Consider the following 22661-nt stretch of genomic DNA (forward strand, 5'->3'; position numbering starts at 1 on the left):
TTGCCGGGACGCGGATCAAATGGGCTTCGTTCATGTGATGATTTCCAGGTATCCACGATAATGAAAACCTTTGACTCCGCCGCCCGTCACGGCGTGCGCCTTGCCCTGTTGTCCGCGGCGGTTTCCGCCCTCTACCTGCCCGCCGCCCACGCGGCGGAAGTCGAAGCCACGCTGCCCTCGGTCGTGGTCACCGCTTCCGGTTACGAGCAAAAAATCAAACAAGCCCCGGCCAGCATCTCGGTGATTACCCGCGAAGATCTGGAAAAGAAACCGTTCACCAACCTGACCGACGCCATTCGTGATCTGGAAGGCGTCAGCATCAATGGCGCAGACCCAACGGACAAAGATATCTCCATCCGCGGCATGCCCGGCGAATACACGCTGATTTTGGTGGATGGTCGCCGCCAAAATACCCGCGAGGCTCGCAGCCGCGGCACCGGCGGTTTCCAGCAATACCAGATCCCGCCGATGGAGGCGATTGAGCGCATCGAAGTGGTGCGCGGCCCGATGTCCTCGCTATACGGTTCCGACGCCATGGGCGGCGTGGTCAACATCATCACCCGCAAAGCCCCCAAGGAATGGCATGGCTCGATGACGCTGGGCGGCACCATCACCGAACATTCGAACGAAGGCAATACCGGTCAGAGCAGCTTCTGGCTGGGCGGTCCGCTAATGAAAGACCTGCTGTCGCTGCAAGTCTACGGCGCGCTGAACAACCAAGCCGAAGATAGTATCTACTACTCTCCTGGTGATGTAGGCGGCAAGGATACTAATCACGTAGCTGATATTAATGCCAAGCTGACGTTCACTCCTAACCAAGACCACGACATTACTTTTGAAGCTGGTCATAATAAGCTTCGCAAGACCACAACACCCGGCAAATCTTTAGCAGGTGATAACAAGTACGACAAATTGGATACCCGCGACCACTGGAGCCTCAGCCACAATGGTAAATATAGCAATGTCCGTTCTAATCTCTCTCTTTATCAAGAGATAGAAAAGAGTCGTCAAGACATTAACAATGTCAGCAACAATCAAAATATCAAGGTCACTAACACTATTTTGGATGGCCAACTTTCCTTCTTATTGGATCGCCATACCCTTAAGACGGGGGTCCAATTCGGTAATCAGGAGGCTAGTGGGCTGAGCAATACCGAAGCAATTCGTGGCTACAAAGGCGCTGCTAATCCCGACAAAGTCACAGTCAATACTTGGGCCTTATTTGCAGAAGACAGCTATGAGGCAACCGATAGCCTCACCATTACTGCGGGTGCGCGAGTCGATCACCATAGCACTTTCGGCACACACTTTACTCCGCGCTTGTATTTTGTTGACCACCTCAGCTCGCAATGGACACTAAAAGGCGGCGTAGGTAAAGGCTTCAAAGCACCAACCATTCGCCAAAGCAGCGCGAACTTCTGCATGCCGACGGGGTCTTCCTCCAAAAAACGCGGCACGCTATGCGGCAATCCAAACCTGAAGCCAGAGGAAAGCACTTCTTATGAAGTGGGCTTGTACTTTGATAACGAGAAAGGCTTGAGCGCAAACGCTACTTTGTTCAATAACGACTTTAAGAACAAAGTCGTCAGCTTCGATACTGGCGTCGTCAACCCCCTCGTTCCACCGGTTCAAGGCACTCCGCAAACTGTCTATGTATATGACAATGTTGACTCGGTAAACATCCGTGGCCTAGAACTGTCCAGCAGTTGGACCTTCATGCCGAAATGGACGCTATCCGGTAATTACACCTACACCAAGTCCAAACGCGAAGGCGGCAAAGAAACCACTTTTGATGGTCACTCTCTCGATGGCAAACCGCTGGATAAAACACCGGAACACTCCGGCAATGTGAAACTGGCTTGGGCACCGATGGAAAAGCTGGATCTGTACACGCGCATGAACTTCGAGGGCAAACAGTACTACACCGGCTTCCGCAACGGCGCCAACAACGTACGTACCCGAGGCGGTTCCAGCACCTGGGACTTTGGCGGCAGCTACAAGCTGAACAAGAGCTTTGACGTCAACTTCGCCGTGTACAACCTGGCCGACCGTACTGTCGCTGTCGACAACCGCGATCGCGACGGCGGTCTTGATGGCAACTGGATGGTCGACGAGGGCCGCCGCTATTGGCTGACCTTGACCGGCAAGTTCTAAGAAGGTGTTCACGGGTTCACAAACACCGTGAACAGCTTCTAAGCCGCACCCTGACGGCCCGTCCCCGGACGGGCCGGAAACACCGCACGGCAGTTGCCGAATCCACCGGATTCGCCAACTGCCTGTTCCCGTTTTTACGATTGGAGAATTGATGATGTTGAGCAGCCGCGCCCAATTGACCACGCCCAATGCCGACAAGGTGCTGTACAAGCTGTGCAAGCACTACGCGCTGAAAGTCCCGGTGGAGTTCGACAGCCACCAGGCCCATGTGCACTTCCCCATCGGCGAATGCCGGATTCAGCGCCAGGACGACACCCTGGACATGATCTGTGCCGCCGACGCCGCCGACAAGCTGGCCAAGATCGAATTCATCATGGACGAGCACCTGGGCCTGATGGCCAAGACGCCGGACTTGAAACTGGATTGGGCCAAGACCGAGTAAGAACCCCAGCCCAGCCGCGTTTTCCGAGCGCGCCGGGCCTGCCCGGCGGCTCCCGTTTCTGTATGATGCTTGCCACCCGCTCCACGGCTAAAGCCCGTCCACCCGCCCTCTCCACCGCGGCGGGCTTTGGCAGCGGAGCCGTATCGCTCAAGGAATCACAATGAAAACACTGTTCTCCCGTCTGCTGCTGGCCGGCGCGCTGGCCGCGGCCACGCTGGCGGCCCAAGCCGCCACCGTCACCGACATCGCCGGCCGTAAAGTGGAAGTGCCGGCCAAGGTCAACCGCATCCTCCTGGGCGAAGGCCGGCTGTTCTACGCGCTGGCCCTGCTGGAAGGCAAGCAGCCCATCGCCCGCATCGCCGGCTGGCAGGGCGACTTCCGCCAACTGGACCCGCAAACCTACGCCCAGTACAAGCAGCGCTTCCCGGCCATCGACCAGATTCCGCTGATCGGCAAGACCAGCGAAAACTCGGTCAGCGCCGAAAAAGTCTTGACGCTGCGCCCCGACATCGCCGTGTTCAGCATCTCCGGCCACGGCCCGGGCCTGAACAACCCCATCGTGCAGCAATTGCAGGCGGCCAAGGTGCCGGTGGTCTTCGTCGATTTCCGCAACGCGCCGCTGGAACACACCGTGCCCAGCCTGCGCATCATGGGCAAGGCGCTGCAGCGCGAGGCCGAGGCCGAGCGCTTCATCCGCTTCTACCAGGGCAAGATGGACGCCATCCGCAAAGTCGTCGCCGCCATCCCGGCGCAGCAAAAGCCCAAGGCCTTCCTGGACCTGCGCGCCGGCGCCTTCAGCAACGTCACCAGCGCCGGCCGCGGCAGCCTGGGCGAGCTGGTGGACGCCGCCGGCGGCGTCAATATCGCCGACAAGCTGATTCCCGGCGCGGTGGGCGAAGTGAATATGGAGCATGTGCTGGCCAGCAATCCGGATCTTTACATCGGCACCGGCACCGCGGACGCCGCCGACAAGACCGGCATTCAGTTCGGCGCCAACATCAGCGCGGCGCAGGCGCAAGCCTCGCTCAAGCGCACCGCCGCGCGCAGCCCGGTGGGCGCCTTGCGCGCGGTGCGCGAAGGCCGCACCTTCGGCGCCTGGCACCACTTCTACAACACGCCTTACCACATCGTGCTGCTGGAAGCCTTCGCCAAGGAACTGCAACCGGCGCGCTTCGCCAAGCTGGACCCGGACGCCAGCTGGAAGCAGCTGCACCGCGACTTCCTGGCCATAGAGCCGCAAGGCACTTACTGGGTCAAGGGCGTTAAATGAGCGGCGAAACCCTAACGCTTTCCGCCGCCATGGTGGCGGCGGACTACCGCCGCACCCTGCTGCGTCGGTTGCTGCTGGTGGCCGTGCTGCTGAGCCTGCTCGCCGTCTCGCTGACGCTGGACGTCACCACCGGCGCCAGCGGCATGCCGCTGGCCGAATTCTGGCAGACGCTGTGGCACCCGGCCGCCGCCGATCCGGCCACCGAGGTGATCGTCTGGCAGATCCGCCTGCCCTATGCGCTGATCGCCATCGCCGCCGGCCTGGCGCTGGGTCTGGCCGGCGCCGAAATGCAGACCGTGCTGCACAACCCGCTGGCGGACCCGTTCACCCTGGGCCTGCAGCCGGCGGCCGCCTTCGGCGCGGCGCTGGCCATCCTGCTGGACGTCAGCCTCCCCGGCATCCCCGGCCCGTGGATGCTGCCGGTCAACGCCTTCGTGTTCGCGCTCGGCTCCGCGCTGCTGCTGGACGTGGTGGCGCGCTGGAGCAATATGCCCACCAGCGGCGTGGTGCTGTTCGGCATCGCGCTGTTCTTCAGCTTCAACGCCCTGGTGTCCCTGCTGCAATTCGTCTCCACCGCGGACTCGCTGCAAGACTTGGTGTTCTGGCTGATGGGCAGCCTTTCGCGCGCGGACTGGCCCAAGATCGCTTTGCTGTTCGGCGCTTTCGCGCTGATCCTGCCCTGGTCGCTGAGCCAGTCCTGGCGGCTGACCGCGCTGCGGCTGGGCGAAGACCGCGCCGCCAGCTTCGGCATCAATGTGCGCCGGCTGCGGCTCAGCTCGCTGCTGCGCGCCAGCCTGCTCACCGCGCTGGCGGTGGCCTTCGTCGGCACCATAGGCTTCATCGGCCTGATCGCGCCGCATATCGCGCGCCGGCTGGTGGGCGAGGATCACCGCTTCTACCTGCCGGTGAGCGCGCTGACCGGCGCCGCCATCCTGTCCATGGCCTCGGTGGTGACCAAGAATCTGGTGCCCGGCGTCATCGTGCCGGTGGGCATCGTCACCTCGCTGGTGGGCATCCCCTTCTTCATCGCCATCGTGCTGCGCAACGGAGGCCGCCAATGAGCTCCGCTCTGTCCATCCATCAACTCTCGGTCAGCTACGGCAAGCGTCAGGTGATACGCGGGCTGGACGTGCCCTGTCTGCGGGCGGGCGACATCACGGCCTTGCTGGGCCCCAACGGCAGCGGCAAGTCCACCTTGCTGCGCGCCTTGGCCGGCCTGCAGCACAGCAGTGGCGACGTCCGCCTGGACCAGCGCGCGCTCAGCCGCCAGCGCGGCGAAGTGGCCTACCTGCCGCAAACCCTGCCGCCCAGCGTGCATCTGTCGGTGTTCGAATCGCTGATGGTGGCCGGCCAGGCCACCGCCGCCGGCCTGTCGCGCCGCCATGACGACCAACAGGTGTTCGCGCTGCTGCAATCGCTGGGCATCGAGCAACTGGCGCTGCGCTACCTGGACCAGCTGTCCGGCGGTCAGCGCCAGCTGGTGGGCATCGCCCAGGCGCTGATCCGCGAACCGGCGGTGCTGCTGCTGGACGAGCCGCTGTCGGCGCTGGACCTCAACTACCAGTTCCACGTGATGGACTTGCTGCGCCGCGAAACCCGCCGCCGCGGCATGGTCACCGTCATTGTGCTGCACGACCTCAATGTGGCGCTGCGCCACTGCGACCGGGTGCTGATGCTGAAGGACGGCGCGCTGCAAGCCAACGGCGCACCGGACGAGGTGATAGACAGCCAAAGCCTGCGCCGCGTCTACGGCGTCAGCGGCCGGGTGGAGCGCTGCTCCCAGGGCGTGCCGCATGTGCTGGTGGACGGGCTGCACAGCGGTTTGCGCTGAGCCCCCACACGGCCGAGGCCCCCGGCGATACGCTCGCCGCCTCGGCCGTTTTCATTGCCAGCGCGCCTCAAGCCTTGCAAAACCCCAGCGCCGGATGGAAGCGCCAGCCATTGTCCGACTGCGGCAAGCTCAGCCCGCCAAAGCGCCGCGCGCAGGCGTCCAGCTCCATGCCCAGTTCCGCCGCCAGCTCGGCCAAGGCCGCCGGATAATCGCTGACGCCCCAGGGCCGGATATTCGGCTGCGTCAACGCCGCCTCCTGCACCCGCTGGTTCAGGCTGGCCTCCACCGGCGTGAAATGCGGCGGCTCCGGCCAGGGCCGGCTTTCCACCCGGTGCAGCGCGTAATCGTCCCCGTCCTCGGTGGGCAATAACAGCAAATCCACCTCCGGCTCGCCGCCGGCGCGGAAAGGCTGCTGCTGCGCCAGCACTCCGCTGAGCAGCGCCTGCGGCTGCTGCCAACAGCTATACGCGCCCAAGGGCGCGATGGCCTGACCCTCCCGCCCCGGCCGGCTGCTGGCGGCTTTGGCCTTGCCGGCCGGCGACATCATCTGCGCCAGCCGCGCATGCTCCAGATGCGACAAGCGCCGCGTCGGCCGCAAGGGCTCCGGCTGCACGATGCGCGGCCGCGCGTCCAGATGCCGGTACTCGTCCTCCTCCAGCAGTTCGCTCAATAGATGGCTGTCCAAGGCAAACTCATCGCTCTCAAAGCCTGGCTGGTAGAAAGCCAGTGATTTTCCTGATGACCTCTTCGGCTGTTCCACGCTGCGCAGATTGCGCTCGGCAATCAGCACATTCACCTTGTCCCACGGATCCGGACGGTGGCGGCGCAGCCGGCCGGCCAACTGGATCAGCGAACGCATCGACGAGGGCTCGACGATCGCCCAGTCGTAATCGTGGTCCCGACCCACCTCGGTTACCGGCGAGCCCAGCACGATGAACACATGCTCGCGCTCCGGCTCAGCGTCCAGCTCGCGACGGATGGCCGGCAGCCTGAACACCGCTTCCGCTTGTTCGCGGTTCAGCGCCTGGTCCAACTGGCGCTCGATGGCGGAACGCAACATCAACGGGTATTGCGAGTGGTAGACGCATAAATGCAGCTGCCAGTGTGCCGGCCACGGCAGCGCGTACAAGGTCAGCGCCACTTCGAACAAGGGCTGGATATTGGCCATGCGCACCAGGCCAAAGCTGACCGCCTGGCCGCTGATCGGGTCCCGCTGCTGATTGAGCCGGTGCAAGCGCTCGATGGCCGGCTGCAACTGGGCGGCGAACTCCCGACGCAAGGCCGGCGCCTGCCCCTGGCCAAAACTCAACGGCAATAGTTCAGCGTTGCGCCGCGCCGGCTGCGTGGCCAGCCAATCGGCGCGCCGGCCGGCGAACTGACCTTGCCGCCGGCGGAAAGCGTCGACATCGGCGCAGTCTTCCTGGGCCCGGTCCTGTTCATCCACCCAGGCGCAGCATACCGCCAGCGGCCGCCCCGGCTGGCCGCGATTAGCCTGGAACTGACGGCGGCCAGCCAGATAGGCCTCGAACAAGCCTTCGATCAGCGCCGGCGGCAAGGTGGCGGACGACAGCAGCAGCCGGCTGCCCAGCAAGCCGGCCCAATGCACCAGCCGGGTCAGCGCCGGCAAATCCGCCAGGTCGAAATCGTCCGGCTCGTCCAGCACCAGATCTCCGCTCATCAGCCGCAACATGGGCGCGATCTGCCGCCCGCCGCGCTGGCTTTCCGTAGCCGGCGTCAGATGGTCTATGGTGCACACCAGCAGCGGCGCCTGCAGCAGCTTGGCCGTTTGCGGATCGCGCAGCGCACGCGACAACAGCGGGTGCTCGCCGCCGGCCTCGTAACGCACCTCGCCGCCCTCGTCCCACAAGGCTTGGCGCGAGGCCGAGCCGCTGGCCTCCGCCTGCCGTTGATAGTGTTTGAACAACTGGGTGTTGGCGCTGCCGCCCACGCAGATGGCCAGATCGTCCTCGTTCAGGCGCAGCCGCTGGCGGAAGGCTTGGCCGGTTTGCAGCGTCAGCGCGCGCAAGCCCAGCGCAAACGCGCAACGCAGGCCCAGCGTCGGGTCCGCCAAGGCGTACATGATCCGCGCATTGCCCAGCGTCTTGCCGCAGCCGGTGGACGCCATATTGACGATGAAAGCACCCTGCTCCGCCGCCCGCGCGCGCATTCCCGCGGCCAGATCCGCGGCGCGGTCCTGCCAGCGGAAGCGCGCATCTGCGCTGCGTTGCTGCAAACGCTTGCGCCGCGACAGCCGCGGCAGCTCGCGCTCAAAACCGGGCAAGGCGCGGCATACCAAGGCGCTCTGCTCCGCCACGCCCAGCAAATGCTCGTCCAGCGGCTGATTGAAATCGCCGGACCAGCCATGGGTATTCGCCCACAGCGGATAGCCGGCCTGGCCGCGCTTGTGCCGCAGCTGGGCATAATCCAGGCTGGAAAAATGGTGATCCGCCAGCATCAGACTCAGCCGCGCCACGTGCATCGCGTAAAGATTGTCCAGCCAGCGCGTCTCGCCGCGCGCGGTCAGGCGCGCGGCCAGCTTGTCCGCCAGCCGCGCGGCGCGGCGGCTCCAGGCCGGCGTGTTCACCGGCAGACCCTGCGGGAAACGCCAGTACGGCGCCAGCTGCGCCGGCTCGGCCTCCGCCTCCCGCCATTCGTTCCAGCGCGCGTCGATATGAGCGGGGATATTCAACAGCATGCGGCTTTGAAAACCCTCCAGCTTGCCGCCCAAGCGGCATTGCCGCTCCTGCTCGAACTCCGGCATCAGCGGCAGCCGGTGATGCGTCAGCACCAGCCAGCCCACCGCGGCGGCCAGCGGAGGCAGACGGGAAAACGGCGGTTCGCACGCCTCCCCCATGCCGTCCGCCTGCAAACGCGCCAGCCAGCTGGCATGGTCCTGCTCCGTCGGCTGTCGCAAGCGCGCCAGCCAGCCGGCGTCGTCGTCATTGCCGACAAAGGCCTGAAACAAGCGCAACGACACCCACTCGTGGCGGTAGAGATTGCGCTCGCTCCGCTCGCCGCGCAGCCGTTGCTGAAACGCCTGGCTGGCCTTGCCCAGGTCGTGCAGCAAGGCCGCCAGGTCGGCCAGCAGCTGGATGTCCTCGCCGCTGTGCCAATCGTTCTCGTCCGCGCTGCGCAGCACATTGCGGCGGGTGCTGTGCGTGGGTGTGGCGCCGTCGGCGTTGAAGCGGCTGGCGTCGCCGACGATCCACAGCAGCTCGCTATGGTCCTGGCCGCGTATCCAGTGGCAGGCCACCGCGGTGTTCTTCCGCGCGCTCTGGCGCAGCAAGCGCCGCAGCGTGTCCAGCCCGGCCTGGGTGATCGGCGTTTGCCAGACGCGATCGCCGCGACGCTCGGCGAACTGGTCCAGAATCTGCCGGCTGCGCGTCAGCGCCTTCTTGTCGCATTGTGAAATCAGCAGGATATTCATGCCGCCCGCCCCCGCCGCTCGGCAATATCCTTCAAGGTGTCGATGATGAAATCCAGCGCCTCGCCGCGGGTCAGCGCCTCGATGCAGGCCTGGCGGAAAGTCTGCTCATCGTCGTCGCGCATCGCGGAAACAAAGGCCTGCGGCAGGATCAACGCGTCCTTGACCAGATCCGCCGCGTCGAACACCAGCCCGCCGCGCCGGGTCTTGCCGTGCAACACCGCCAGGCCGTGCGGCAAACCCAGCACCCAGGCCGCGGTGGCGCCCAGGCCGTAAGCCAGGTAATTGCCGTGATCCAGAAAAGCATTGGCGGGGTCCGTGCCGGCGCCGCGCTTGGTGCGGCTGAAATCGCCATAACCGGTGGCCTGCGCCGCCAAGCGGAACAACAGCTTGGTCAGCCGCGCCTCCTCGGTCAGCAAATGCGCATGGTCCGGCGCCTGGGCAATCGCCTGGCGCGAAGCCTGCAAGGCCGCCTCCAGACCGGCCTCCTCCACCAAAAAACCGGCTTCGCGCAAGGCGCGGCTGCCCAGCCAATGCCGCTGCAAGCAGCCCAGCCGCGCCAGCTGCACATCCTTGGCCGCAGCCAGCCGCTGCGCGTCGTCAAACCAGAAACGCACCCAGTACTGCAGATATTCCGTGGGCCGGTACTCGCTTTGCGGCGCAAACCACGCCGCCTCCTGCTCCAGCTCATTGGCGCTGAATAAGGGCGTGCCGCCCCCGCCGCAAAACCCCACCATCACCCCGGCCTTGGCCAGCTCCCGCATCGCCGCCTGCGTCACCGAGGTGCCGGTGCCCAGCAGGATGCAACTAGTGTTGGCGATGGGGATATTCCAGTACAGCGAAGCCTTGCCCGCGTCGGTGACGTATTCCACCCGCCCGCCATTGACCAGCACCCGGCAGTGCTGCAGGTAGTAAAGATTGGCGCGCTTGGAATGCAGAATGGTCTTGAGATCGGACGGGGAAAAATCGGACACGGCGAATCCTTCGGGATGGAACGCGACAGCGCATCTTGCCATGGGCATGAGCGCAGGGACAGCCAGCGCGGTCTACCCTTTTTTTCTGCCCCCTGGGAGCAACATTTAAAAACAATGACTTAGCGATAAGCTTAAAATTTGGGTCAAAGCCGGAAGAATCGCTGAGAATGCCCACGCCATAAGGACTGTGGGCGGTGTAGACTCTAGTTCACTGCCGGATAGGCAGCTTAGAAATGGGCGAAGGCAGCGTTGAGCTGCAATACACCGTTCACTGCCGGATAGGCAGCTTAGAAATTGTTTCAAGTAACGATAAGCCTCAGAAACGGGTTCACTGCCGGATAGGCAGCTTAGAAAAAACTACCCACACACGAAGAAGCAGCCGAAGCGTTCACTGCCGGATAGGCAGCTTAGAAATTCGTCGTCCTTGAACTTCTTCATCGCCGTGCGTTCACTGCCGGATAGGCAGCTTAGAAAAACAAAGGCGCGGTCAGTCAGCGCAATGACTTGTTCACTGCCGGATAGGCAGCTTAGAAAAGGACCGAGCCGTACTCGGCGTCGAAGTGGAAGTTCACTGCCGGATAGGCAGCTTAGAAACCTCCATCCCGCGCGAACACCCGCGTGCCGCTGTTCACTGCCGGATAGGCAGCTTAGAAAAGCAAGTAGGGCTGGAGCACCGGTTGATTGGCGTTCACTGCCGGATAGGCAGCTTAGAAAGCGATCGTCGAGCAAATCGCCCAACAGTGGGAGTTCACTGCCGGATAGGCAGCTTAGAAAAGGCAGGGTCAGCGGGATGTCGTATTCGCTCAGTTCACTGCCGGATAGGCAGCTTAGAAATGCGTGATCTTGATTTGGCCGATCAGTAATCTAGTTCACTGCCGGATAGGCAGCTTAGAAATGCGGGTGTGGAGCGCCTGGGGCGTTGGCACCGTTCACTGCCGGATAGGCAGCTTAGAAATTCACGGTCGTATCCGTAGATGTAGACCGTTTGTTCACTGCCGGATAGGCAGCTTAGAAAAGGCGGCCATCGGCGTGAGCGGCTGAATATGCGTTCACTGCCGGATAGGCAGCTTAGAAATAATGTCAATACCGCTTATACCGTATATGAATGTTCACTGCCGGATAGGCAGCTTAGAAAATGGGCGTTTGCCTCTCGGTTGGTTGCTGATGGTTCACTGCCGGATAGGCAGCTTAGAAATCTTGCTGCGCGATAAAGGTCTGCGGTTCCTGGTTCACTGCCGGATAGGCAGCTTAGAAACGGGAGAGAACTGATCCTGGCGAGTTACCGCGTTCACTGCCAGCTAGCCCGCAAACAAAACGCCCCTGATGGGGCATTTTTCTTGATCAGCCGCCTGAACAAAGCCACTCCCAAAGGATAAAATATGCCAATAAAATCACCAAAGGAGTGGCCGTGGAATACATTGACTACGTCAATCAGGCATCCAAGCTGATCTCGCCCCTCACCGCCATCTTCCTGGGCGCGCTGCCGGTATTGGCCATTCTGTTCGTGGTGCTGCGCACTCAGTCCTACCACATTCCCTTGACGCTGCTATGGCGCATTGTGGGCGGCAAGAAAGAGATCAACGACAAACTGCTGGCGGACTTTCTGGATGAAAGAAACGCCATCATGAAGTTCCGCACCCTGACCGGGCTTAAGATCCGCACCAAACAAGAAATGCTGACGCTGATCCAATGGGCGGCCAAGCACAACGAGGATATCGACGACGTCAAACGCTGCGGGCATTACTTCAAGCTCAGCGAGCCCGGCAATATCACCTCGCCCAATAGGTTAGGCAGCATCGCCCTACTGCTAGCTGTTCTCGTGCTGGGCATCCTCACCGCCAGCGGTGTTGCCAGCACCGGCATAGACGACGGGCTCTATGCCACCACGGAAAGCAAGACCTGGTTCTTTGCCAGCAGCCAAAAAACCATCACCGGCTTATGGGGCAAGAACAAAATCAGTGAAAGCGACTGCGCCAAGGCCTCGCTCCCGGCCACGGGTTTCTCCCCTGACGACGCCCAAATTTTTTGCAAATTCTTCAAGCAGACCAATTACCCCAAGGCGATCAGCGACACCGTATCAAAGCAACGCATGCTGCTCTTATTTCTAAGCGCCTATACCGGTTTCTTCCTATTCCTAACCGTGCAGCCATTGCGCCGTTGTGTCAGTGCGAAGGAGATGATTCGTCGTCAAAAAGCACTTCAAGCGAAGCAGGAAGAAAGAGGCCAGCTCACCACTGAGCCTCTCCCCGCCGCAGCGGAGATGACGGCCCCATCCCCGGCAAGCCATAAGCAAGCAGATCCTGTTGCCAGCGAATGAACGACCTGACAGTACAGATAAAAACGCCGCTCACCCAAGGTGAACGGCGTTTTTCATCAAGCCGGCTCGGCTCAAGCCAGCCGCCGCGCCAATTCCTCGCCTATCCTTCGCATTGGCTCCGGATCGCTCATGCCGAAGTGGTCGCAGTCCAGTTCCACGCACTCCAGCGTGCCGCCGAGGAAGGGCCGCCAATCTTCCGGCTTGGGCGCGTCTTCCGGGTGGATGCCGGCGCGGAACAGCAGCACGTCGCCGTCGTAAGGCGGGGTTTGGCTGTCGCGGAACAATTGCATGCCGTGCAGCGAGGCCGCGCCCAGCCGTTCCAGCGCGGCGCGGCCCAGCGGCGCCAGCGGGCTGCCGGGGCGCAGCAGGCGCTGGTAGATCGCCTCATTGTCCAGCGGCTGGCCGTTCTCGTCGGCGTCCACTTCGCCGTTGACGCTGAGCACCGTCACCAGCGCGTCGTGCAATGTCGGTTGCGGCCGGCCCTGCCAGCTGGCGGTCGGATAGCTGTCCATCAGCGCCGCCAGTTCCACGGTTTCGCCGGCGGCGCGCAGCTGCGCCGCCATCGCCTGCGCCAGCCCGCCGCCCAGGGACCAACCCAGCAGCCGGTACGGCCCTTGCGGCTGGACTTCGCGCACGCGGGCCACGTAGTCCGCCACCATGGCGTCGAAGCTGGCCGGCTTGTCGCCGGTGATGCCGGTGGCCTGCAAGCCGTAGATGGCCACGCCGGGCAGGTGTTTGGCCAGGCCCAGATAGCACCAGGACAGGCCTTCCGCCGGGTGCAGGCAGAACAGCGCCGGCAGCGCGCCGGGCTGGATGGTCAGCAGCGGCGCGAATTCCTGGCCTTCGCTGGCGGACGGCGGCCGGTGCGCGGCGGGCGCGCTCAGCGCCTGCGCCAGCGCCGCCACCGTGCTGTGGCTGAACAGCGCGGACACCGCCACTTCGCGGTTCAGGCGCTGCGCCAGCCGGTTGGCCACCTGGATGGCTTGCAGCGATTTGCCGCCCAGTTCAAAGAAGTTGGCGTGGCGGCTGGGCGGGGTGACGCCCAACACTTGCTGCCACACCTCCATCACCTGGCGCTCCAGCGGGCTGGCGTCTTCCGCCGCGGTTGGCGCTTGCGCTTCCATGCCGGCGGCCAGCTGCTTGCGGTCTATCTTGCCGTTGACGTTGCGCGGCAGGCTGTCCAGCCAGCGCCAGTGATCCGGGATCGCCGCCGCCGGCAGCACCTCGGCCAAGCGCGAGCGCATCGTCGCCGGCTCGGTCTCGCCGCCGCTGAGGAAGGCGGCCAGCGTATAGCCGCCGCCGGCCAGCGGCAGGCCCACCACCGCGGCCTCGCGCACCTCCGGGCAGGCCAGCAGCGCGTTTTCGATTTCGGCCGGGTCGATGCGCAGGCCGCTGATTTTCATTTCATGATCCAGCCGGCCCAGGAAGCGCAGCTGGCCGTCGCTCAGCCGTGCGCGGTCGCCGGTACGGTAGGCGCGCGGCGCGCCGGGCAGCGCGTCCAAGGTGACGAAGCGGCGCGCGGTCAGTTCTTCGCGGCCCAAGTAGCCGATGGCCAGCGCCTCGCCCAGCAGGCACAGTTCGCCGTCCTCGCCCTGCGCCACCGGCTGCAGGCGCTCGTCCACGATGGCGGCGCGCACGCCGGGGCGCGGCAGGCCGATGGGCACGCTGTCGCCGCCGTCCCATACCGCGCCGGGACCGGACAGAATGGCGCTGGTGGCGATGATGGAGGCCTCGGTGGGACCATAGCTGTTGAGCAGCACGCTGCTGGGCAACAGCGCCTGCCAACGGCCGGCGCGTTCCGGCAGCGCGGCTTCGCCGCCGATGATGGTCAGCCGCACGCTGGCCAGCTGCGCGGCCAGCTCCGGCTGCAAGGCGAAGGCCAGTTCGTGCCAGAAGGCGGTGGGCAGGTCCAGCACGCTGATGCGCTGGCGCGCCACCGCGGCGGCGAAGGCCGGCATGGATTCCAGCATCGCGTCGGTGCGCAGCACCAGGGTGCCGCCATGGCACAGCGCCAGGAAGATTTCCTCGATGCTGGCGTCAAAATGCAGCGGCGCGAATTGCAGAATGCGTTCGTCGGCGCCGATGCGGTACAGCTGGCCGGCGCTGCTGACGAACTGAGCCAGCGCGCCGTGGCTGACCAGCACGCCGTTGGGCTTGCCGGTGGAGCCGGAGGTGTAGAGCAGGTAAGCGGCTTGGCCGGCTTCCGGCGCCGGGTCCGCGGCGGCCAGCGCGTCCTGTTGCGGCGGCAGGTCCAGGCATAGCGCCGGCACTTCGCCCAAAAGCGGACGCCAGGCGCTCAGGGTGACGGCCAGCCGCGGCTGCGCGTCGTCCAGCACCATGGCCAGCCGCGTCGGCGGGCCGTGCGGGTCCAGCGGCACATAGCAGCCGCCGGCCCACAGCGTGGCCAGGATGGCGACGATGGCTTCCGGACTGCGCGGCAGCACGATGGCCACCCGCTCCTCCGCCTGCAGGCCGGCGGCTTGCAAGCGGCCGGCCAGTTGCAGCACGCGCTGCAACAGCTCGCGGTAGGACAGGCGCTCGCCGTCCTGTTCCAGCGCCGTCGCGTCCGGCCGCGCGGCGGCGGCGGCGCGGATCAGGCTCAGCACCTCCCGCGGCTCGCGCTCCAGCGCCGCGCCGTCCAGCACGCTCAGCGGCGGCAGCTCAGGCAGCAACTCGCTCAGCGCGGCGTCCGGCGCGCGGCCGGCCCAGGCGTCCAGCCAGGCCAGCAAGTCGTCGCGCAGGCCGTCCAGCTCCGTCTGTGGATAGGCGTTGGGGTTGGCTTCCAGGCACAGCCGCCATTCGGTGTTCAACAGACTGAAATTGATCGACACATCTTCCACCGGGCCGGAGCCCAGCGGCAGCACCCGGCTGTCCAGGCCGGCGAACGGCGCGCGGCGGTCGAAAGGCATCAGGTTCACCACTGCGCCGAACAAGCGCTGCTGGCCGCCGACGCGCGCCAGATCGCCGCGCAGCTGCTCGTAGCGGTAGCGCTGATGCGGCCGGATCGCGCGCAGGCTGTCCGCCAGTTGGCGGCTCAGCTCCGCCGCGCCCAGCTCTTCGTCCAGCCGCAGGCTCAGCGGCGCGATATTCATCGCCATGCACGGCACCGCCAGCGCCGGCGTGCCCAGGCGGTTCATCACCGGCAGGCCCAGGGTCAGCGCGCGGCGGCCGCTGCGCTTGGCCAGCCAGGCGCCCACCGCCGCCAGCAGCCAGGCGCCCCAGTCCACGCCGTGCTGTTTGGCCGAAGCCTGCCAGGCGGCGATCTGCGCCGGGCTCAGCCATTGCTCGGCCTTGTTCACCCCGTCCGCCAGCAAGGCGGCGGGCGCCAGCGTGCTGGCCGCCGGCTGCCGGCCCTGGCGCTGCAGCCAGAAGGCGCGGTCCTGCGCGCAGGCCTCGCTGGCCTGGTAGTCGTGATCGGCGGCGACGATCTTGTCCAGCGACCAATCCGCCAGCGGCGGCAAGGCCTGCTGCTTGACGCGGGCGCTGTAGCGCGCCGCCAGCGCCTGGCTCAGCAGGCCGTAGGCGAAGCCGTCCAGCGCGATATGGTGGGTCTGCAGATACCACCAGTGCCGCTCCGGCCCCAGCTTCAGCACCGCTCCCAGATAGAGCGCGTCCCGCGCCGGATCGCACGGCCGCGCCAGCGCCTGAGCCACCCAGGCCCGCGCCGCCGCTTCCGGTTCCGCTTCCGCGCTGAAGTCCAGGCAGGGTATCTCCGCCTGCGCGGCCACCGGCTGCTGCCACAGCTGGCTGCCGTCAAACTCGAAGCGCATGTTCAGCGCCGCGCAATTGGCCAACACCTCGGCGGCGCTGTCGCGCAAGGCGTCCAGGTCCAGCGCGCCGCGCAGCTCGGTGGCTTCGGCGGTGAGGTAACTCGGGTTGTCCGGGGAAAGTTGCTGTCCCATCCAGATGCCGTGCTGCGCGGCGCTGACGGGGAGGCGAGAAGCGGTCAAAGTCATAAGAAGGCGTGCCGTTGCGGTTCCATGCCAGCGCTATGATGCGTGGGCAGATCAAATGAGAGCAGCAATCTTACACTATAAATGGGAATGATTATCAATATTGAATTGATAAGCCTCACTACGCAGCAAAGCACTGCGCGTCCTTCTCCTAAATAGCAGGACGCCGCAGCAAGCATGCATTCACAATGCCGCTAGCGGGCACATTGGCTAAACGCCCTTTGAGATTCTGATAGCTATGAATTAGCCAGTGAGTAAAGAATCGTAGCCAGTTCCGTCACCGCCAAGGCCCCGGAAGCGACATCCACCATAATGTCTTCCAGCTTGGCACTACGCAGAATCACCACGCCTTGCAAGTCCAGATAAGTCAGCGCCGTCACCAGCGCGGTCCGTTTATTGGCGTCATTGAAGCAATGGCCGCGAGCAATGGCCACCGCATACATGGCGGCGATATCGAAGATATCCTCCATCCCCTCATAGCGGATCTTGTTATCCACTCGCGCCAACGCGCCCTCCAGCGGCCCAATGTCATGCATGCCCGCCAGCCCTGGCTCCATGTCCAAAATGGCATCATGCAACTGCACCACCACGCGTGGATTGATCATCGATCCGCCAGCGCCTTGATCACTTTTTTGTGGCGCTGGATCACCCGCTTGGCCGCAGTCTTGACAATGCGCACGCCGGGTTCGCCGCTCAAATCCAGCTCTACCGGCTTGACCGGCCCTTTGCGCGTCTTCAGTGCAATTCCATAGTTTTTAGCTGTTTTGCTCATCATTACTTTCCTTACTGCTGGCAAAAGGTGACCGCCGAAATGTCTATGTTGCCTATCCGGCAGTGAACATACGGGGTAAATGAACAGCGGGCTTATTCCATTGCCTAGCTGCCTATCCGGCAGCAAGCCATACAAGTCTAACAGCTTCCACAGCAGACAAATCGATATCACATGGCCGCATCGTCTCGCCGAACACATGGCTTAACCGCCTTGGTTCAGCGCACTAGATCCCCTGCTCCACCCCTGCCTGATACAGGTCAAGTAAATCCCAAGCACTGTCCATACCAATATCTCCTGCTCGCAGGCACACTAGCAGACGGCATGCCAAGCGGATGGACGTAAAAAAAGGCCAGTCGCTTACGCGCTGGCCTGTTCGAATCTGCCTATCCGGCAGAGAGACGTTCAAGAAGCATCTTCTGAAGAGGCATCTATTTTCTAAACTGCTTATCCAGCAGATTGAATTCAATTTTAACATCCATTTGGTTCCTCGAAAGCAGACGTAGCAACAATGCTTCATCACCACTAATAAGACTGCGTCTTCTGATGATGCTTCTATGGAAATAAATTTGACTTCAGTAGGAAAGCCTATCAAACTGTCCATCATCAAATGACGAAGCGCTAGGAATGTTGCAGCATCCCTAGCGCCCGTACAACCGTCTCATCGCAACCGAGACACCCTATTTGCAAGGGTCGATGCAAAAGAGCAAGGAGGATATGGTGGCTAGCAATCACTTCATAAGAAGGTAATGTAGCTTGACCGTGAACACAGCTCCCGCTCCAGTCACTACTGGGCGGGAGTTTATGTCATTCCCGCAGACTTGCCAAATTTCCTAAAAATAGTTCTATCTCAGCAGCACAAAAAAAGAGCCGACAACCTCAGTGTCGACCATGACTGCCTATCCGGCAGCAAAGTAAAAAGACAATCCTAACTGGACTATTTCTAAGCTGCCTTATACCCGGCAGTGGCGCAGATGGTACAAGGCACCCTCATTTATTAACGATAAAAGTCAAACAAAACTTGACTAGGTAAAAAAATGGCGTATGGTCGGTGTTGCGCAAGCACGTGACAAAGTTGGAAGACCGGACCCACACCCATCCCAATCTCTTGCATAACGAGGAGGATGCGCATGCAATGAAGCACCGAGCCAAGGCCCCGGCAGCCTAATAGCGCCGGGGCCGCGTTGCTGTTTGTTCCTGACTTTGTGATCCAAGGACAGCCATGCCCCCTACCCTCACGCCCCGCGCCACAGCACTACGCACCTTGATGGCCGGCTTCATCCGGCAACGGCGCGACGACAAGCTGGACAAGCTTGCTGCCGGTGACAACGCCAAGCGCGAAGCGCTGCTAGCCCAACACCAACCGGCCGCCTGGCTGGCGGACGCCGCCCGCCGCGCCGGCCAGCTGCAAGCCGCCACCCACACCCTTAAAGCCATCCACCCGGACGCCCGCGGCAGCAATCTGTACGCGCCGCCCTCCTCCCTGCCGGCGCGCCGTGAAGTGGGCAGCCACTGCCTGGGCGCGGATTTTGCCGACGACGTGGTGGGCAACGCCGCCGCGCTGGATGTGTACAAGTTTCTGAAGCAACAGCACGACGGCCAAAGCCTGCTGGCCCTGGCCTTGGCGCAAGACGCCGACCTGGCCGCCGCGCTCAGCGACGACGCCGAGCAGGCGCAGGCCTGGATCGACGCCTTCGCCGCGCTGACCGACACCGGCGCGGCGGCCGCCAGCCATAGCCGCGCCAAGCAAGTGTATTGGCTGGTGGGTTACGAACCGGCCAAGAACGAGCACTACCACCTGCTGGCCCCGCTCTATCCCAGCGCGCTGGCGCAGCGCCTGTACCAAACCATCCAGGAGCACCGCTTCGGCGAAGCCGCCAAGACCGCGCGCCAGGCCCGTCGCGAACAGCGCGATCACCCGCACGGTTATTGCGACTACCCGCAGCTGGCGGTGCAGAAGCTGGGCGGCACCAAACCGCAGAATATTTCCCAGCTCAATAGCGAACGCAAGGGCAATAACTATCTGCTGGCTTCCCTGCCGCCGCAGTGGCAGAGCCTGGGTCTGAGACCACCACTCAATACCGAAGACGCGCTGCTGCGCTTTGGTCGCCGCAACGATGTGCGCCGGCTGGTCCGCCAACTGCGCGTGCTTCTGGAAAGCCGGCCGCCTCAAAACAAAGATGCCCAAGATCGTCGTGACGATCTGGGCAAGGCGCTGCTGGAGGAGCTGTTGCTGTTCGGCAAGGAAATGCACGAGGGCCTGCCGCCCGGCTGGAGCGCCGACACGCGCTGCCGGCTACCGGAATACCAACAGCTGTGGCTGGACCCCTGGCGCGCCGATGCGGACGCGGACTTTGCCGCGCGCTGGCACGGCGAGGACTGGCCATTGGAAGTGGCCAAACGCTTCGGCCGCTGGCTGAACCAGCAATTCGACGCCAGCCCGCTGGAGATGGGCGACGCGGAGTTCCGCTACTGGGCGCGCGAACTGGCCGGGGACCTGGGCTGGCAGGCCCAGCACGATCAAACCCGCCGCCAGCTGGCGGCCATGGCCAAGGAGCAAGCATGAGCACTCTGCCCGTGATCACCGGCTTGCTGAGCGTGCCCCGGCTGCGGGTGCAAAACGCCAACGCCATTTCCAGCCCCTTCACCTGGGGCTTTCCGGCCATTACCGCCTTCACCGGCCTGGCCCAGGCGCTGGAACGCAAGCTGGCCGGCAGCCTGGATTTGCAGTTCGAGGCGGTGGGCGTGGTCTGCCACCATTACCAGGCGCAGACCAGCGGCGCGTACACCCAGGGTTTCCACCTCAGCCGCAACCCGGTGGACAAGGACGGAGCCACCGCCGCCATCGTGGAGGAAGGCCGCATCCACCTGGACATCAGCCTGCTGTTCGGACTCACCGGCGAAGCGCTGGCCGCGCCCGAGGAGCAGCTGCCGGAACTGGCGCGGCAGGTAACGGACACCCTGCACGGCATGCGCATTGCCGGCGGCAGCGTGACGCCGCCGCTGCCCGGCCGCCGCCGTCCCGCGCCGCAGTTAATGACCTTGAGCGAGGACGAAACGGAACGACGCCAGCAATTCCGCCAGCTGCGACGCAGCCTGCTGCCCGGCTTTGCGCTGGTGTCCCGCGACGACCTGCTGCAAAGCCATCTGGCCGCCTTGCGCGCTAGCCAGCCGCAGACAGATCTCTTCGACGCCTGGCTGGACCTGTCCCGCATCAACCACGCGCCGCACTGGCAGGAACACGCGGACCCGGCCGGCGGCGAACCGCGCCGCACGCTGGAATGGCGCAGCCAACGCGGCCACAGCCAGGGCTGGACCGTGCCGATGCCGGTGGGCTACGGCGCGCTGTCCCCGCTCTACCCGGCCGGCAGCGTGGCCAACGCCCGCGACGCGCATACGCCGTTCCGCTTTGTGGAAAGCCTGTATTCGCTGGGCGAATGGGTCAGCCCGCACCGGCTGCATGATGTCGGCCAACTGCTGTGGTACGCCGACGATGACACCGCCAGCGGTTTGTACCGCTGCCGCAATGATTACGCCGCCACCTTGGAAATAGAAGACTAGAAAGGAAGCCTCATGAGCACCGCACCGCTGAAAACCGCTACCGTATTGGCCTTTGAACGCAAGCTGGACCCGTCCGACGCCTTGTTCCACGCCGGCGACTGGCAACAGCGCGAGCAGCACGCTGGCTGGGAGCCGGTCCAAGTCATCGAAAAATCCGTGCGCGGCACCATTTCCAACCGCCTGAAAACCAAGGACCAGGACCCGGCCAAGCTGGACGCGCAGATTGAAAACCCCAATCTGCAAACCGTGGACGTGGCCGCGCTGCCGCACCACGCGGACACCTTGAAGATCAGCTTCACGCTGCGGGTGCTGGGCAATGTCGGCGCGCCGTCCGCCTGCAACGACAGCGCCTATCAGGCCAAGCTGCGCGCCACCGTGGCCGGCTATGTGCAGGCCCACGGCTTTGCCGAACTGGCGCGCCGTTATGCCTGCAACCTGGCCAACGGCCGCTTCCTGTGGCGCAACCGCGTGGGCGCGGAGCAGGTGGAAGTACGGGTGGCGCTGCTGGAGCAAGGCCAGCCGGCGCAGCAATGGCAGTTCGACGCGCTGGCGCTGTCCCTGCGCCACTTCGACCCCGGCAGCCAGGCCGCCGCGCTGGAACAGCTGGCCGCCGCCATCGCCGCCGGCCTGGCCGGCCAGCGCCATCTGCTGCTGCAAATCACCGCCTTTGCGCGGCTGGGCGCCGGCCAGGAGGTGTTCCCGTCGCAGGAGCTGATCCTGGACCGCGGCCGCGGCGACAAGAGCAAAACCCTGTACGCCATCGAGCAAGGCACGCTGAAAATCGCCGCCATCCACTCGCAGAAGCTGGGCAACGCCATCCGCACCATAGACGACTGGCACCCGGAAGCCGAGCAACTCGGCCCCATCGCGGTGGAGCCCTACGGCTCGGTCACCACGCTGGGCAAGGCCTGCCGCCAGCCCAAGGCCAAGTCCGATTTCTACACCCTGCTGGACAACTGGGTGCTGAAAGACCAGGCCCCGGCGCCGCATGATCAGCACTTTGTGCTGGCCACGCTGATCCGCGGCGGCGTGTTCGGCGCGGCGGAGTAAGCCATGGATCACTACCTGGACATCCGGCTGCGCCCGGACCCGGAGTTTGCGCCCACGCTGCTGATGAACGCGCTGTTCGCCAAGCTGCACCGCGCGCTGAGCGAGCAAAGCCGCGACGACATCGGCGTCAGTTTCCCGCGCGCGGCCCCGGCCGCCGCGCTGGGCGACACCCTGCGCCTGCACGGCGGCCACGCCGCCTTGCAGCGGCTGATGGCCGGCGACTGGCTCAGCGGCATGCGCGACCACATCGCGCTGGCCGCCATCCAGCCGGTGCCGCCGCAGGCGGAAGCCTGGCAGGTGCGGCGCAAGCAGGCCAAGACCAATCCGGACAAGGAGCGCCGCCGGCTGGTGCGGCGGCTGGGCATCAGCGCGGAAGAAGCCGCGCAGCGTTTCCCGGACAGCGCCGCCCGCCGCCTGACCCTGCCCTTCCTCACCCTCAACAGCGCCAGCACCGGCCAGCGTTACCAGCTGCATATCGAGCAGCGCCCAGCCCCGGCCACCCACAGCGGCCGCTTCAACGCCTTCGGCCTCAGCCCCGACGCCACCGTGCCGTGGTTCTAACCCTTTTTTTCTGCCCCGCCGCCAAGCCTGTTAAATCAAGGGCTTGGCGCGGGGTGGGATAAAAGGGTTTTTATTGGGGAAAGCGATGCTTTCCCCCGCTGAAGCGGGTTTGCGGGGGAAAGGCTCTAGTTCTCTGCCGGATAGGCAGCTTAGAAATTTTAACGGGCCGAGGGCAACACTCATGCAAAGTTCTCTGCCGGATAGGCAGCTTAGAAAACGCAGCACGACCGCCGACGACACCGTAAATCGTTCTCTGCCGGATAGGCAGCTTAGAAAAGCAAGGCAATGGCGGTCAGACCCAGCAGCACGTTCTCTGCCGGGTAGGCAGCTTAGAAAAGTGGAAAATGACCGCCAC

Annotated in this window: 15 protein-coding genes and 1 CRISPR repeat array; of the genes, 10 read left to right on the forward strand and 5 right to left on the reverse strand. The window is 64.0% G+C overall.

What is annotated here, in order from left to right:
- The first annotated feature begins 60 nt into the window (after positions 1-60).
- The 5 genes from DB032_RS16735 (at position 61) to DB032_RS16755 (ending at position 5697) form a co-directional block, all read left to right on the forward strand.
- The gene (locus tag DB032_RS16735) at positions 61-2154 is read left to right on the forward strand and encodes a TonB-dependent receptor domain-containing protein (protein WP_158274332.1); all 2094 of its coding nucleotides are present in this window, start codon (positions 61-63) and stop codon (positions 2152-2154) included.
- A gap of 151 nt (positions 2155-2305) precedes the next feature.
- Entirely contained in the window at positions 2306-2596 is a 291-nt protein-coding gene (locus DB032_RS16740) for a DUF2218 domain-containing protein (RefSeq protein ID WP_227104831.1), read from the forward strand.
- A 160-nt stretch (positions 2597-2756) separates the two neighbouring features.
- A complete protein-coding gene (locus tag DB032_RS16745) occupies positions 2757-3866 on the forward strand; it encodes an ABC transporter substrate-binding protein (protein ID WP_048408875.1) in 1110 nt (369 codons plus the stop codon).
- On the forward strand, positions 3863-4927 hold the full coding sequence (locus DB032_RS16750) for an iron ABC transporter permease (RefSeq protein WP_107800468.1): 1065 nt from the start codon (positions 3863-3865) through the stop codon (positions 4925-4927). The genes DB032_RS16745 and DB032_RS16750 overlap by 4 nt, the downstream gene beginning before the upstream one ends.
- Positions 4924-5697 (forward strand): ABC transporter ATP-binding protein, encoded by a 774-nt coding sequence (locus tag DB032_RS16755; RefSeq protein ID WP_107800469.1) that lies wholly within the window; start codon positions 4924-4926, stop codon positions 5695-5697. Before DB032_RS16750 ends, DB032_RS16755 begins: the two co-directional genes overlap by 4 nt.
- Before the next feature lie 67 nt (positions 5698-5764).
- Here the strand turns inward: DB032_RS16755 and cas3f are convergent, their stop codons facing one another.
- Both cas3f and cas1f read right to left on the reverse strand, forming a co-directional pair.
- A complete protein-coding gene (gene cas3f / locus DB032_RS16760; RefSeq protein WP_107800470.1) occupies positions 5765-9124 on the reverse strand; it encodes a type I-F CRISPR-associated helicase Cas3f in 3360 nt (1119 codons plus the stop codon).
- Complete coding sequence (cas1f, locus tag DB032_RS16765; RefSeq protein WP_107800471.1) at positions 9121-10095, reverse strand: type I-F CRISPR-associated endonuclease Cas1f; 975 nt, start codon at positions 10093-10095, stop codon at positions 9121-9123. Before cas1f ends, cas3f begins: the two co-directional genes overlap by 4 nt.
- A gap of 206 nt (positions 10096-10301) precedes the next feature.
- A CRISPR array of direct repeats spans positions 10302-11409; the repeat unit is 28 nt; unit sequence GTTCACTGCCGGATAGGCAGCTTAGAAA.
- Positions 11410-11503: 94 nt separating this feature from the next.
- On the opposite strand from cas1f, the gene DB032_RS16770 reads away from it, so the two are divergent.
- Positions 11504-12412, forward strand: coding sequence for a DUF6216 family protein (locus DB032_RS16770; protein ID WP_107800472.1), 909 nt, complete (start codon positions 11504-11506; stop codon positions 12410-12412).
- Positions 12413-12483: 71 nt separating this feature from the next.
- Here the strand turns inward: DB032_RS16770 and DB032_RS16775 are convergent, their stop codons facing one another.
- The 3 genes from DB032_RS16775 to DB032_RS16785 form a co-directional block, all read right to left on the reverse strand.
- Positions 12484-16368 (reverse strand): non-ribosomal peptide synthetase, encoded by a 3885-nt coding sequence (locus DB032_RS16775; RefSeq protein WP_107800473.1) that lies wholly within the window; start codon positions 16366-16368, stop codon positions 12484-12486.
- 233 nt (positions 16369-16601) lie between these two features.
- Positions 16602-16970 carry a type II toxin-antitoxin system death-on-curing family toxin gene (locus tag DB032_RS16780; RefSeq protein ID WP_107800474.1) on the reverse strand — a complete coding sequence of 123 codons (369 nt, stop codon included), beginning with the start codon at positions 16968-16970 and terminating at the stop codon, positions 16602-16604.
- Positions 16967-17137, reverse strand: coding sequence for an acetyltransferase (locus DB032_RS16785; RefSeq protein WP_107732822.1), 171 nt, complete (start codon positions 17135-17137; stop codon positions 16967-16969). The genes DB032_RS16780 and DB032_RS16785 overlap by 4 nt, the downstream gene beginning before the upstream one ends.
- A gap of 1219 nt (positions 17138-18356) precedes the next feature.
- Between DB032_RS16785 and csy1 the strand changes: the two genes are divergently transcribed.
- From csy1 to cas6f, 4 genes are read left to right on the forward strand one after another with little or no spacing between them, the layout of a single operon-like run.
- Positions 18357-19700, forward strand: coding sequence for a type I-F CRISPR-associated protein Csy1 (gene csy1, locus DB032_RS16790; RefSeq protein ID WP_107800475.1), 1344 nt, complete (start codon positions 18357-18359; stop codon positions 19698-19700).
- Entirely contained in the window at positions 19697-20695 is a 999-nt protein-coding gene (csy2, locus tag DB032_RS16795) for a type I-F CRISPR-associated protein Csy2 (RefSeq protein WP_107800476.1), read from the forward strand. The genes csy1 and csy2 overlap by 4 nt, the downstream gene beginning before the upstream one ends.
- Positions 20696-20707: 12 nt before the next feature.
- Positions 20708-21745: a type I-F CRISPR-associated protein Csy3 gene (gene csy3, locus DB032_RS16800; RefSeq protein ID WP_107800477.1), complete on the forward strand. Its 1038-nt coding sequence runs from the start codon at positions 20708-20710 to the stop codon at positions 21743-21745.
- Between the two features lie 3 nt (positions 21746-21748).
- Entirely contained in the window at positions 21749-22306 is a 558-nt protein-coding gene (gene cas6f, locus DB032_RS16805; protein WP_107800478.1) for a type I-F CRISPR-associated endoribonuclease Cas6/Csy4, read from the forward strand.
- Positions 22307-22661: the final 355 nt, after the last annotated feature.

This window comes from Chromobacterium sp. Panama (assembly GCF_003052555.1).
GTDB lineage: Bacteria > Pseudomonadota > Gammaproteobacteria > Burkholderiales > Chromobacteriaceae > Chromobacterium.